This is a genomic window from Peribacillus sp. NPDC096447, assembly GCF_044762725.1.
Classification (GTDB): Bacteria; Bacillota; Bacilli; order Bacillales; family DSM-1321; genus Peribacillus.
Genome location: NZ_JBIWEV010000001.1, coordinates 1,309,998 through 1,324,180, shown reverse-complemented (window position 1 = coordinate 1,324,180; position 14,183 = coordinate 1,309,998). Strand labels below are relative to the sequence as shown.

Here is a 14,183-nt window from a genome sequence, read left to right as displayed (position 1 = left end):
TGAAGAAACATAGAAAAATGGAGTTAGAGCGACCTGCAAAAAAATGGGGGTAACCAGCTTGATTCGAAATGTGGGTAGATTGTTAAGGAAAACGAAAGAAAAAAAATCCAGTGTACAAAATAATTACCAAGATTCCAAGCCTGCAGATGCACTTGATGCGAATTTCATCCGAAATGTAGAAACACTTCGTTCTGTTTATGATAATTGCTCGGATGTCATGTTCCGCCCGTTCTCCATTTTCGGAAAAACACGCGCGATGCTCATTTACATTGCGGGACTCTCAGACATCGAGGCGATAGAGCAATATGTGCTATCTCCACTCATGCAAGAGTCATCAAAAGAACCACAACCATTAAATGACTTTATTGAACATAAAATGCCTGTTCCTAAAGTGGTAAAAGTGAATATGTTGGCGGATTGCATTGAATCGATTTCCTCTGGAAACCCGATCCTTCTATATGAAGGGGAAAGCGATGGATTTTCTCTAGGATTGTCCAAATGGGAAAAGCGGGCGATTGAAGAACCTGTGGCAGAGGGGGGAGTTAGGGGGTCACGAGAGGGATTTATTGAATCTTTAGAGGTTAATACGTCCCAATTGCGACGCATTATTAAAAGTCCTGCCCTTAAAATACAATCAATGAAGATCGGAACTCTTACCAGGACGAATGTTTCGATTGCTTATATTGATGGACTTGCGGATAAAACACTGATTGAAGAGATTACAACTCGGTTGGAACGAATTAAAATAGACGGTATTTTAGAAAGCGAGTACATCGAAGAAATGATTGAGGACAATCCGTATTCCCCTTTCCCTCAGATCATGACGACAGAACGGCCGGATGTAGCCTGTTCTTGCTTGCTGGAGGGTCGGGCTGTCATTCTTGTAGAAGGAACCCCTTTTACTTTAATAGCACCAATATCCTTCTTTTCTTTGATTCAATCACAAGAGGATTATGCTCAACGTTTTATGGCAGGCACTTTTATCCGTTGGTTACGTTATATTTTTATGGGTTTATCTCTTTTGCTTCCGTCCCTATATGTCGCTATTTTGACGTTCCATCATGAGGCGGTCCCAACCGCACTCCTGCTAAGCAGCGCGGCATCACGGGAATCGGTTCCTTTTCCTGCAATAGTAGAGGCATTGGCTATGGAAATTACCTTTGAAGCACTAAGAGAGGCAGGGGTTAGATTGCCGAAGCAGGTAGGTTCTGCTGTCAGCATTGTTGGAGCGCTAGTGATTGGCCAAGCTTCCGTACAAGCGGGGTTGGTTTCAGCGCCCATGGTCATTGTAGTTGCGATTACGGGAATCGCTTCTTTTATGATGCCTCGTTATATTGCCGGAATTGCTTTCCGGATGCTGCGTTTTCCAATGATGCTGCTTGCCGGTACATTAGGACTGCTTGGTATCATGATGGGGATCATTGCCATAGTCATTCACTTATGCAGCTTGCGTTCCTTCGGCGTTCCCTACTTAACGCCACTGGCACCGTTAAAAGGTCAAGAGCTGAAAGATGTGCTGTGGAGAGCTCCTTGGTGGATGATGACTACACGTCCGCGCCTCACAGGGGATTCTAATGTATACCGTCAACCCGCTGAGCAAGGACCAAATCCAAAAAGGGGAAGTGAAACGGAGTGAATAATGGTTGGAGGCGAACAAAGATATTGGAGAAAGTAAAGAGGCGTCATTTCATGAAAAGCGTCCTTCTTTTGCTCGGTATTTGTGGAACAACCCCTTTTCTAAGCGGTTGTTGGGATCGAGTGGAAATCACTGATTTGGCGATTGTCACAGCAGCCGCCATCGATAAGAAGGATAATGATCAAATCGAACTATCCGTCCAAGTTTTTATTCCAAGTTCAATAAGTAGTGGAGGCGGCGGTCAAGGAGGAGGGAGCAGTCAAGGAGGGGGGGCGGTTACGACATTGGTGAGATATGAAAAAGGCTCCAATATTTCAGATGCATTGTCTAAGCTTCAAAGCAAGCTTCCGCGAAAAGTATTTTGGGGACATTGTAAAATATTTGTATTCGGTGAAAAGTTAGCGAAGGAAGGAATTCAAGAGCAGCTGGATTTTTTGCTGCGCCATCCGCAGCCAAGAGAGAAAGCATATGTGTATGTCAGTAAAGGGAAAGCAAAGCCTATCCTTGAATCTTTGCCACCCTTGGAAAACTATTCAGGGGAAGTGCTTAGAGAACTATCTGATTTACATATCGGGATGCTGGTCACAATGCAGGATTTAGATGAAATGTTAACGGGTATACCTCAAGCGGCCGCACTTCCATTCGTTAAAATTTTACCACCAGGGAAAGGGCAAACGAAATTACAGGGAATTCCTTACATTGTCGGGACAGCTGTGTTCAAAAAAGATAAAATGACTGGGATGATGACGGAAAAAGAAACAAGAGGGCTATTGTGGTTAAGGGATGAAGTGGAATCATATACCGTGACCATAAAACCCAAAGGGGTGAAAGGGAAGATATCTTTAAGTCCAGTGTCAGCCAAAGTCAAGATCATTCCGCAAATTATCAATGAGAAATGGAGATTATTGGTGAGGGTAAAAACAGATGGATCTGTTATACAGAATGGAACGAATTTAAACCTTTCAAATCCTAAGTCTCTAAAAGCTGCAGAACGAGCATATCAAAAAGATATAGAAAAACGCATTGAGATGGCTTTTCTGAATACTCAGCATAAGAAAGCGGACATTTTAGGGTTAGGTAAAGATTTTTATAGGAAATATCCTAAACAGTTTAATAAGGTCGATAACCAATGGGATGAGATATTCGCGGAAATGGAAGTGGAAGTCGATGTTGCGGCCCATATTCGCAGACAGGGCTATATAAACAGACCGGCGGGTATGTCTGAGAAAGAGGTGAAGGACAAGTGAGATGGGGGGCCTTTATGTGTACAACCGTGATCGTAACTCTAATCATTTTGTTTGAATGGCCGAAAATGAAACAAAACCCTAAAAAAGATAAAATGGCATTTCTTACACTGCTCCTCACTGGCTTGGCTCTGTCCATGTTCAATCTCCCACAGATGTCAGGACCCACTCAATGGATCGAAGTTTTTTTCAGGCCTTTTGGAGAGTTTATGGAAAAGTGAGTCTATCAGTAGGTTGCGTGATTTCAAATTATGACAGAAAGGAGGAAGCAGATGGAGAAAGGGAAAATTTCATCATTACAGATGGCATTCATGATGTATCCGACGATTGTGGCAACGGCTATTATCGGGGTTCCCAGCATCACAGCGAAATATGCCAAAACTGATTTATGGCTGTCCCCCATTTTTGCTGCGCTCATTGGGTATCTTACGGTTTATATCGCGTATAAACTGCACCAACTTTATCCACAACAAACGGTGATTCAATTCGCTGAAAAGATCATTGGTCGGATTCCGGGGAAAATTTTCGGTTTTTTACTCTTGTTTTTTTATATCCAGAACACGGGGCTAATCGTTAGAGGATACGCAGAATTTATTGTCGGCTCTTTTCTGGTACGTACCCCGATTAGTGTGATCATGGCATCGATGGTGCTTCTGAGTGCGTTCATCGTACGCGGGGGAATAGAAGTGTTGGGGCGAGCTGCTGAATTGTTTGTACCTGTTTTCATTTTTCCAATCTTTATCTTAATCCTCTTGCTGATTCCTGATCTTGAAGTCAAGAATATATTCCCGATATTGGCGGATGGTATAATGCCCCCAATCAAGGGTGCGATTGTACCGGGGGGATGGTTCAGCGAGTTTTTCCTGATCATTTTCCTTCTTCCTTTTTTGGCGGATATGAAAAAAGGGATGAAATCCGGTATGAAGTCTGTGTTTGCCGTGATGATGACGTTAATTGGTGTGAATCTTACGGTTCTTTTTGTACTTGGGTCAACAACATCCACAAAGCTTTACCCCTTGATGAATGCATCTCGATACATCAGTTTGGCCGACTTTTTTGAACATGTAGAATCCGCTGCCATGGCGGTATGGATAGTGGGGGCGTTTGTGAAAATTTCCGTTTTTTATTATGCATCTGCTTTAGGTACAGCGCAGTGGCTGAATCTCTCCGACTTTCGTCCTATTGTATGGCCGATAGGGATTTTGATTGTCATATTCAGTTTGTGGTCGTTGCCTAGCTCTGTGGATGTCAATCGTAATGATATCAATGTCTTCCCTTTACATAGTATTTTGATGCAAACGATTATTCCTCTGTTATTGTTGGTGATTGCTGTTGTAAGGAAAAGAAATCGTAAAGAAACCGAAACCAGCTGACTGGGCATTTTTTATGCTAAATATCCTATCGATAATGTGCTATCTATGTTCGTACTCGCGCAGAAGGCAGGACCAACTGAATGGATTGAAACTCTTATTAGCCGTTTGAAGAGTTTATGAAAAAGTAAATCTATCAGTGGGTTGCGTGATTTCAAATTTACATACTCTCACAGAAAGGAGGAAGCAGATGGAGAAAGGTAAAATTTCATCTCTACAGATGGCATTCATGATGTATCCGACGATTGTGGCAACGGCCATTCTCGGTGTTCCAAGCATCACAGCCAAATATGCCAAAACTGATTTATGGCTGTCCCCCATTTTGGCGTCTCTCATCGGGTATGCGACAGTGTATATCGCTTGTAAACTGCACAAATTTTATCCGAAACAAACGGTTATCCAATACAGTGAACAGATCATTGGTCGGATTCCAGGGAAAATTCTCGGTTTTTTATTCTTGTTTTTTTATATCCCGATCACAGGGCAAATCCTAAGAAGTTACGGAGAATTTATTGTCGACTCTTTTCTGGTCAAAACGCCGATTAGCGTGATCATGGCATCGATGGTACTCCTCTGTGCCTTTATCGTACGCGGAGGGATAGAGGTGTTGGGGAGAGCTGCCCAATTGTTTGTTCCTGTTTTTATCTTTCCAATCCTCCTTTTAATCGTCTTACTGGGCCCTGATCTTGAATTTAAGAATATATTCCCGATATTGGGGAATGGAATTATGCCTCCAATCAAGGGTTCGATTGTACCGGGTGGATGGTTCAGCGAGTTTTTTCTGATGATTTTTCTCCTCCCTTTTTTAACCGATATGAAAAAAGGGATGAAATCCGGGATGATGTCTGTTTTTGCCGTGATGATGACGTTAATTGTGGTGAATCTTTTGGTTCTTTTTGTACTCGGGTCAACAACAGCCACAAAGAATTATCCCGTGATGAATGTATCTCGGTACATCAGTTTGGCCGACTTTTTTGAACATTTGGAGTCCGCCATCATGGCCGTATGGATAGTAGGAGCGTTTGTCAAAATTTCAGTGTTTTATTATGCGGCTGCTTTAGGTACCGCACAGTGGCTGAATCTCTCCGACTATCGTCCTGTTGTATGGCCGATAGGGATTTTGATTGTAGAATTCAGCTTTTGGTCGTATCCCAGCTCTATGGATGTCAATCGATATGATGTCATTGCATTCCCATTTCATGGAATTTTGATGCAAACGATTATTCCGCTTTTATTATTGGTGATAGCTGTTATTAAAAGAAATAGAAAGAGAAAGAGAGAGGGAAGCAATTCAAGCTAACCTTTTCTGTCACTTGATTTAAGAGACTTTAAAGAGTATGTAATTAAAGTCATGCCCCATTCGAAAAAAGATACTTTTCGAATGGTTTTTTTATGAGAAAACTTAATATCACCAAATGTATTTTGCAGAAGGCTAAAAATAATTAACAATTTTTTTCAAACCGTTTTGAAGTTTGTCCCGTTATCTATAGTACAAAGGCTTTTTAGAAGGGAGAGAAGAAAGACTTGAAAAAGGTCATTTTTGTTGGATGGATATCATTGATGCTAGTACTGTTAGGATTTTCACCGAAAATGGTTCCGAAACAGGGGCAAGCTTTCAACGACGTCGTAAAAGTCTATGGACCAGGTGGACCTCTTGGACCTATCAAGGAATTGGCGGAACAATTCACCAAAGAAACGGGCATAAAAGTTGAAGTAACAGCCGGACCCGAAAATAAATGGATTGATCAAGCCAAACAGGATGCGGATATCATTTACGGAGGGTCCGAGTATATGCTAACAGATTTTATGCATAATCATCCGGAGATCCTTGATGGAAAAAACCGTACAGAATTGTATACACGGTCAGCCGGCATCCTGGTTAGAAAAGGAAACCCAAAGAATATACAGTCCTTGGAGGATTTAACGAAGAAGGGCGTAAAGATTGTGGATGTTAATGGAGCCGGGCAACTGGGGCTATGGGAAGATTTGGCTGGAAGAAAAGGATTGATTCCTGAAATTAGCAGGAATATTACCATTTCAGTGAAGTCCAGTGCAGAAGCCATCGATCTATGGAAGGAAAATTCTAAATTAGACGCCTGGATTACATATGAATCCTGGCATTACCGTCTGGCGGATGTGACGGACCTGGTTCAGCTCCCTGAGGAAGACAAGCTCTATAGAGGAACCCCGGTAAGCATAACAAGTAAGAGTGAAAACAAGAAAAAGGCAAAACAATTCATTGATTATCTTAAAACGGAAAAATCCCATCAAGTATTTCAAAAGTGGGGATGGAAGTAAAATGGCGAGGAGTGAGAGTATATGAAAAAGTGGATGGCATTTTCAGTTTTTATGATGGTCCTAGTTTTGGCGGCATGTGGAAATGAAGCTAATGATTCACAACAAAAGGATCAAGTGGTTAGTGGTACTGCCGAAGAAAAAGCAGTAAGCCTAAAATTATTGGAAAGTGAAACAGCAGGCGAATACCTGGCTGATTCCAAGGGAATGACACTTTACTTCTTCAAAAATGATAAATCAGGAAAAAGCAATTGCATGGGTGATTGTCTGAAAAAATGGCCGCCGTTCATGGAAAGGGATTTTTCTGCCCCTAAAGGATTTGACGAAAAAGACTTTGGAACCATTAAAAGGGAAGATACAGGGGAAGAGCAGGTAACGTACAAAGGATTTCCACTCTACTATTTTGTGAATGATAAGGCAGAGGGAGATGTCAATGGCGAAGGTGTGAAAAATGTTTGGTATATTGTAAATAACAAGACGGTTTTTCCAAAATAAGAAAAAGGGGACGAACACTGATGATCGTTCCTGTTATACGTTTTTTCCAAATTTACTTGTGAGGAGTTGCAGGTGCGATTGAAAGAAAAACTTGATAAGGAATTGATGGCATTAGTAATGAAAAAGCATCGTCCTGCTCTGGAAGAACTTTATGACCGGCATATTAAATTAATCTATGGTTTTATTTTTAAGTTCACAAATGGAAATGCAGAAAAAACTAAAGAGATTGTGCAGTTGGTCTTTTTAAAGCTCTGGACCACAAAAAGCAGTTACAATCCCGAAAAGGGGCACTTTGTAAGCTGGCTTTTGACCGTTACACGAAATGTGTGTGTGGATTATGTCCGTAAAGACAGCGTTCATATCCGGAATAATAAACACATGGACATGAGTCGTCCAATTGACATAGAAGATCCGAATAATGATATAGAAAATGGGCTATTACACAGTGAAATTGCCAATGCAAAAAGTAAGTTAAGCAAGCCGCAAAAAAGGCTGATTGATTTACTGTATTGGAAAGGGTACTCGTTAACGGAAATTGCCAAAATTGAAAATGAACCGGTTGGTACCATCAAGAGCAGACTTCACCAGTCGCTTAAATTGTTGAAAAAGTATTTGGAAGTAGGTGGTTTGTAAATGAATACAGAGTGCGCTAACCTGCTTTCATTTTTATCGGGTGAACTGGGAGAAAAAGAAAAAAAAGCATTCGCGGAACACCTAACACAATGCTCTGAATGCACTAGGGAGTATGAACAAATGACGGAAGCCTGGAATTCATTGAAATGGGATTTCAAAGAAATAGAACCTTCTTCTTCCCTGAAATCAGAGGTTATGAATTTTGTCTTTGAGAATGATGATGAAGTTCCGGTGAGAAGGGAAAAGAATTGGAGTAGTTTTTTCTTTAAGCAGTTTACACCAGTAACTTCAGGACTCTTGCTGGCCACCCTGGTTTTGGCGTTTGTGCTGTTATATTCCAATATCCAACTGAAAAAAGAACTTGCAGCTGACGATTTGCCAATGGAGGTTAAAACGTCGCTATCTTTGCAGCCTGCAGATAAGACCGCTGTAAATATGAATACGGACGGTGCTGCATACATTTTGCAGCAAGGTGAAGAAAGAAGGTTAATTGTTCAGATTCAGAATTTGCCTAGCCTTCAAAAGTCCGAGGTGTATCAGGTGTGGTTGCTGAAAGATGGAAAACGGACAAATGCAGGAAGTTTCAAGCCTGATGAAGCCGGCACAGGATCATTGACTTACAAACTGTCCATTAATGATAAATTCAATCAAATTGGTATCACAAGGGAACCAGATTCAAATAGTACAAAGCCGAGAGGCGAGAAAATAGTTGGCTCTTCATAAAAATAAGAGACTTGCCCGCAAAGGGGAAGTCTCTTATTTACTGTTCGTACCTGAATTTAATAGTTAAGTGATTGATTTAAAATGGAAGCCCATATGAATTGGAATATAAGTGTTTACCATTCACTATCGATCACTAGCAACGAATAACAAGCATGTTTGCTTGGGGGCAAATGGACTTCTTTAAGGATGGACAGACATTGTCATTTTCATGGTACCTATTTATTCATTAAGTCCTCACAGTATTCCCGGATCAATGCCGAGGCTTTCGTTTGGCTGATAGAGAGGTCCTTCGCGACTTTCCTTGATGATTTATATGTTTGGTAAGATTTCCTGATCAATATCCGTTTCGTTTCATCAAGTGCTTTATCGAGAGAAGTGGGGAGATCAATCTGTGTGACCTGTTCAACGTTCTCGGTTATCATTTCAGGCAAGTCGGACATCAGGATAACGGAGTCACTTATTAGGACCAACCTTTCAATCAAGTTTTCGAGCTGGCGTACATTGCCGGGCCATGAATAATGAATTAATAGGTTCAAGCATTCTTCCGAAATGACTTTATTTTCATGATATCTTTCATTGAACTTATTTAAAAAGTTGTACGTAAGGGGAATGATGTCCTCTTTACGTTCTCGCAATGGAGGCAATTGAATATCAATCACATTCAATCGGTAAAATAAATCTTCCCGGAATCTTTTATCATTGACCATTTCTATTAAGTTCTGGTTTGTTGCAGCGACGATGCGGATGTCCACTTTTTTCATTTCACTGCCGCCGACAGGAATGAATTGTTTATCCTGGATTACTTGGAGGAGCTTTGCCTGCAGAGCGAGCGGTATTTCCCCAATTTCATCAAGAAAGACAGTGCCACCGTCTGCGGATTCAATCAATCCGCGTTTTCCAGTTTTGTTTGCACCGGTAAAAGCTCCTTTTGAATAGCCGAATAGTTCGGATTCGAGCAGTTCTTCCGGAATGGCTGCACAGTTGATCGTCAGGAAAGGTTTGCTTTTCCGCTTACTGATCCGGTGGATGAAATGGGCAAGCACTCCTTTACCCGTTCCAGATTCCCCTTGGATCAAAATCGTGGAATCCGTCGGCGCCACCTTTTCACAAAAAGTGAGGATGCGGTTGATTTTACCGCTGTTAGTAATGAATCTCCCCGTTTCATCTTCGTCATGAGTCAATTTTGACTCACTACTGACTTCATTTGCTTTTAACATTTTATATGTTTGTGTTTCTGTGGATGTAGTGACGACCAGTTCAATTTCCCCCGCATCATTTAAAATTGGAATCGCTGATGTCATCAATTCTGCCCCAATATATGTTTGTTGTTTCATGTAGCAAGGCTTTTTCCTTTTAAATACTTCAGGCACGATGGAGGGCGTCCAGTATCCTTTTTCAAATAAGTCCACATTATATTTGCCAATGACATCAGTAGGTTTAAGCCCATAATGGCGCTCACATGCCTTGTTGACGTAAAGAATCCGCTTTTCGCCGTCAAGGACGAAAATCTCATCTGAGGAATGATCAAGAATTTTTAATAGAGTTTGGAGCGTCATCTCGACACTTTCAGTAGAATCCGTACTTTTCATAAGGTAATCCTCTCTTTTCAAAAGGGAATGAGTGAATTCTGAATAAGATTTCATCAAATTTGAGTTAATTATAACTCGATATGATAGCGTTTTCAAAGTGAATTCTAAATATTTCGTTTATCAAAAGCGGTTTCCGTGGTTGGCACGCATATTGCATTATATAAAGTTATCAATTGCTGAAATTGACGAAGTGCTAGGTTTGCATCTCAATAATTATTGCATGAATTGACATGTAAACATAGTAGATCCAGTAAATGGAATTATCTTAAGGAAGACATCTAGGGGGGAATGAGTTTGGAAGAAAAGTATACTGACATCACTATTATCGGGGGAGGACCGGTTGGTTTGTTCACGGCTTTTTATGCGGGGATGCGCCAAGCTTCAGTGAAAATCATTGAAAGTCTCCCACAATTGGGAGGGCAGCTGTCTGCTTTGTACCCTGAAAAATACATTTATGATATTGCGGGTTTCCCGAAAATTCAGGCCCAAGAGCTCATCGATCGATTACTGGAACAAATGGGTCAGTTCGAAACGGATATTTGTCTTAATCAATCTGTAGAGACCATTGTTCGTACTTCGGATGGGATGTTTGCCATTACCACATCCGAAGAAACACATTATACGAAAGCGATAATCATCACTGCTGGGAACGGGGCATTTCAGCCTCGGAAATTAAAAATCGAAGGCGAAGAAAGATTTGAAAATGCCAACCTTCATTATTTCGTCCAGAATATGAGTCAATTCGCTGATAAGAAAGTGGTTGTTTTCGGTGGCGGTGATTCGGCAGTCGACTGGTCACTAATGCTTGAACCGATAGCTGAAAAAGTGACACTCATTCACCGAAGGGATAAATTTCGTGCCCATGAACACAGTGTAGAGCGTTTGAAACAATCCAAGGTGGAGGTCCTGACTCCTTATCTCCCTGCCGAACTGATTGGAGAAGAAAATATAGAAAAAGTGATTGTGACAGATGCGAAGAGTGGAAAACCGCTTGAGCTGGAAGTCGATGACGTACTTGTCAATTATGGATTCGTATCATCAATAGGGCCAATAAAGGATTGGGGACTTGAAATTGAGAACAATTCCATCGTTGTCAATTCTAAAATGGAAACGAATATCAAAGGTATATACGCCGCAGGAGATATTTGCACGTACGAAGGTAAGGTAAAGCTGATTGCTAGCGGGTTCGGTGAAGCTCCAACAGCAGTGAGTAATGCAAAAGTTCATATCGACCCGAGTGCGAAAGTTCAGCCGCTGCACAGCACGAGCACAATGGGAGGAAAAGAGAAAAGCAAAGCGTCCGTTTAATTATGTAAATGGGGGGGAAACCACATGGCTACATACACAATAGTTGACCAGGAGACATGTATCGCTTGCGGGGCATGTGGAGCGACTGCACCGGAGATTTTCGATTATAACGATGAAGGAATCGCCTTTTCAATCCTGGATGCCAACACAGGAATAACTGAAGTATCCGAAGATCTGGAGGAGGACTTGGAAGATGCTTTTGATGGTTGTCCGACAGATTCAATTAAGTTGGCCGCGGAACCTTTTGCCAATATACCAGTGACAGCCGGTTGAAACGGAAGGTCGGATCAATTAGATATCAATCTTTATATCTAGTATGGCAGGAATGCTTGTAATCATTTTTTAGGGGGAAATAATGATGGCTTATAACAAGGTGGAAAATGCTACAAATCGTACATTTGAAAGAACATTGACATATGACAAATATACGGATCCAAAAGTTCTCGAAAAGGAAATCGATTTAGTATTCTCTAAATCTTGGCAGCTTGTGGGTCATGTCAGCCAATTGGAAAAAGTGGGATCATTCTTTACGACAGAGGTAGCCAATGAGCCGATCATAGTGAACTGCGGCCAGGATGAGGTGATCCGTGCTTTTTATAACGTTTGTCCGCATCGTGCTACTAAGCTTGAAAAAAGTGAATCAGGCAAGAAGAAAATCTTACAGTGCAGTTATCATGGTTGGACGTTCAAATTGGATGGGAAATTGAACAAAGCGCCGAATTTCAAAGGCGAAGATGAAGCATGTGTTCAAGATGCCTGTTTACGCTCAGTACGCATGGAAATCTTGGAATCTCTAATTTTTGTAAACTTGGATGATAATGCGAAACCGCTAAGTGAATCTTACGGCGATTTCTTTGACCGTTTAAGTAAATACCCGTTTTTAAGTGAGTTAAAAAGAACAAGTCAAAAAACGAGGGTTATCAAGGCAAACTGGAAAGCGTTCATAGATAACTATTTAGAATGTGATCATTGTCATGTAGCACATCCAAGCTTTGTTGCAGCACTCGATATGGATGATTACCAAATCATTACTTGCGATAACTATTCGCTGCAAGGTTCGATCGTTAAACCGGATAAAAATTACGGAACGGTCGATTTAAATCAGGCGGAAATGCAAGGTGGATCCTTTTTCTGGCTGTGGCCTAACTTGATGTTGACCATTTATCCAGGTCCCGGAAATATGGCAACCATTCAAATGGTTCCGATTGATCACGAAACGACTTTGGCTGTTTACACATATTATTTCCGCGATGAGAATTTGACTCAGGAAGAGAAAGATCTTGTTACGTTTGCCGAACAAGTCCGACAGGAAGATGTGGAACTAGTAGAGCTGGAACAAATTGGTTTCCGCTCCCGTGCCTTTAACAAAGGCAGATATTCCTCTTCGGAAAAAGCGATTGTTCAATTTCATGAAATGGTATTGGAGGCCCTAAATGAGTAAATTAGCGAATCAATTAAAATCAATGAAACAATATCTGATGATCAATGGTGAAAAAGTGGAAACGGTAAGTTATGCTCCGCTATATTCCCCTTATTCCGGGGAAGAAATCGCCCAAATTGCCATGGCGGATAAAGATCTGACGGAAAAGGCGATTGCAGCCGCCTACAATGCACGCGAAGTCATGGCAAAAATGCCAGCTTATCAAAGGGCGGATATATTGGAGAAGGCTGTCGCGTTATTATTGGAGAATGCGGAAGAAGCGGCAGAAATCATATCCCGTGAATCAGCCAAACCGATCATGTTCGCAAAAGCGGAAGTTGGAAGGACCATTGAAACGTATAAGTTCTCGGCTGAAGAAGCGAAACGGATTCACGGTGAAACAATTCCTTTTGATGCAGCCATAGGCGGTGTTGGCCGAATTGGTTACACGTTAAGAGAGCCGATCGGAGTCATAGGAGCCATCACCCCATTTAACTTCCCGATGAATTTAGTGGCGCATAAAGTCGGACCCGCAATAGCTGCAGGGAACACCATCGTGTTGAAGCCTGCTTCGCAAACTCCGCTGTCTGCACTTTTCATCGCAGAAATTTTTGAAAAAGCGGGTCTGCCGGCTGGCGTATTAAATGTAGTGACAGGTCCGGGCAGCACGGTCGGGGAAACGATTGTAGAAAACGATCGTGTAAGCATGATCACATTCACAGGCAGCCCAAGCGTTGGAATCGGCATCCGCAACAAAGCGGGTCTGAAAAAGACCACACTTGAACTTGGCTCGAACTCGGCTTTAATCATTGATAAAGATATAGATATCGATAAAATTATCGATCGCTGCATCATGGGTGCCTTTTCCAATCAAGGGCAAGTCTGTATTTCATTGCAACGTGTATATGCACATGAAGAAGTGTATGAAGAGTTTGTCGAAAAATTCACTGCAGCGGCCAAAAAACTTAGAATTGGCGATCCATTAGATCCGGATACGTATATTTCCTCCCTAATCTCCAAAGGGGAAGCGGCCCGTGTATTGGGCTGGATTGAGGAAACTAAAGGCAGTAAGGCAACGATTGCTGCAGGGGGGAAATTGCAAGGTGACATTCTTGAACCGACAATCATTACAGATGCGGATCATACGCTAAAAGTTTCATGTCAGGAAGCATTTGCTCCGGTAGTCATTGTCAATAAAGTGGGTTCAGTGAAGGAAGCGATCGATCAAGTGAATGATTCCCGCTTTGGTTTGCAGGCCGGTATATACACGAACAATGTGAAAAACGCATTGTACGCTTCACGGGAATTGCATGTAGGCGGAGTGATCATCAATGATGTACCGACCTATCGTGTCGATCAAATGCCATACGGCGGAGTAAAAGAAAGCGGGACTGGCCGTGAAGGCATTAAATACGCTGTGGAAGAAATGACCGAAATGAAATTGGTAGTTTGGAATCAAGACTGAAATCG

General features: G+C 41.8%; 13 protein-coding genes. 12 read left to right on the top strand and 1 reads right to left on the bottom strand.

Annotated features, from left to right (window positions below):
- Positions 1-43: 43 nt before the first annotated feature.
- From ACIQZD_RS06550 to ACIQZD_RS06515, 8 genes are all read left to right on the top strand, one after another.
- Positions 44-1,636 carry a spore germination protein gene (locus ACIQZD_RS06550; RefSeq protein ID WP_402899695.1) on the top strand — a complete coding sequence of 531 codons (1,593 nt, stop codon included), beginning with the start codon at positions 44-46 and terminating at the stop codon, positions 1,634-1,636.
- 53 nt (positions 1,637-1,689) lie between these two features.
- Entirely contained in the window at positions 1,690-2,883 is a 1,194-nt protein-coding gene (locus tag ACIQZD_RS06545) for a Ger(x)C family spore germination protein (RefSeq protein WP_402899692.1), read from the top strand.
- A 269-nt stretch (positions 2,884-3,152) separates the two neighbouring features.
- A complete protein-coding gene (locus ACIQZD_RS06540) occupies positions 3,153-4,253 on the top strand; it encodes a GerAB/ArcD/ProY family transporter (protein ID WP_402899689.1) in 1,101 nt (366 codons plus the stop codon).
- A gap of 187 nt (positions 4,254-4,440) precedes the next feature.
- The gene (locus tag ACIQZD_RS06535; RefSeq protein WP_402899686.1) at positions 4,441-5,550 is read left to right on the top strand and encodes a GerAB/ArcD/ProY family transporter; all 1,110 of its coding nucleotides are present in this window, start codon (positions 4,441-4,443) and stop codon (positions 5,548-5,550) included.
- 224 nt (positions 5,551-5,774) lie between these two features.
- Entirely contained in the window at positions 5,775-6,548 is a 774-nt protein-coding gene (locus ACIQZD_RS06530; RefSeq protein WP_402899683.1) for an extracellular solute-binding protein, read from the top strand.
- Positions 6,549-6,569: 21 nt separating this feature from the next.
- Positions 6,570-7,040 (top strand): COG4315 family predicted lipoprotein, encoded by a 471-nt coding sequence (locus ACIQZD_RS06525; protein WP_402899680.1) that lies wholly within the window; start codon positions 6,570-6,572, stop codon positions 7,038-7,040.
- Between the two features lie 78 nt (positions 7,041-7,118).
- On the top strand, positions 7,119-7,673 hold the full coding sequence (locus ACIQZD_RS06520) for an RNA polymerase sigma factor (protein ID WP_402899677.1): 555 nt from the start codon (positions 7,119-7,121) through the stop codon (positions 7,671-7,673).
- Positions 7,674-8,396 (top strand): anti-sigma factor domain-containing protein, encoded by a 723-nt coding sequence (locus ACIQZD_RS06515; RefSeq protein ID WP_402899674.1) that lies wholly within the window; start codon positions 7,674-7,676, stop codon positions 8,394-8,396.
- Between the two features lie 215 nt (positions 8,397-8,611).
- Here the strand turns inward: ACIQZD_RS06515 and ACIQZD_RS06510 are convergent, their stop codons facing one another.
- Positions 8,612-9,985: a sigma-54 interaction domain-containing protein gene (locus ACIQZD_RS06510; protein ID WP_402899671.1), complete on the bottom strand. Its 1,374-nt coding sequence runs from the start codon at positions 9,983-9,985 to the stop codon at positions 8,612-8,614.
- Positions 9,986-10,273: 288 nt separating this feature from the next.
- On the opposite strand from ACIQZD_RS06510, the gene ACIQZD_RS06505 reads away from it, so the two are divergent.
- The 4 genes from ACIQZD_RS06505 (at position 10,274) to ACIQZD_RS06490 (ending at position 14,178) form a co-directional block, all read left to right on the top strand.
- Positions 10,274-11,293 carry an NAD(P)/FAD-dependent oxidoreductase gene (locus ACIQZD_RS06505; RefSeq protein WP_402899668.1) on the top strand — a complete coding sequence of 340 codons (1,020 nt, stop codon included), beginning with the start codon at positions 10,274-10,276 and terminating at the stop codon, positions 11,291-11,293.
- Between the two features lie 24 nt (positions 11,294-11,317).
- Positions 11,318-11,566 (top strand): ferredoxin, encoded by a 249-nt coding sequence (locus ACIQZD_RS06500; protein ID WP_402837061.1) that lies wholly within the window; start codon positions 11,318-11,320, stop codon positions 11,564-11,566.
- An 85-nt stretch (positions 11,567-11,651) separates the two neighbouring features.
- Positions 11,652-12,734, top strand: a complete 1,083-nt coding sequence (locus tag ACIQZD_RS06495) for an aromatic ring-hydroxylating oxygenase subunit alpha (protein WP_402900001.1) — start codon at positions 11,652-11,654, stop codon at positions 12,732-12,734.
- Entirely contained in the window at positions 12,727-14,178 is a 1,452-nt protein-coding gene (locus ACIQZD_RS06490) for an aldehyde dehydrogenase family protein (protein WP_402899665.1), read from the top strand. The genes ACIQZD_RS06495 and ACIQZD_RS06490 overlap by 8 nt, the downstream gene beginning before the upstream one ends.
- Positions 14,179-14,183: the final 5 nt, after the last annotated feature.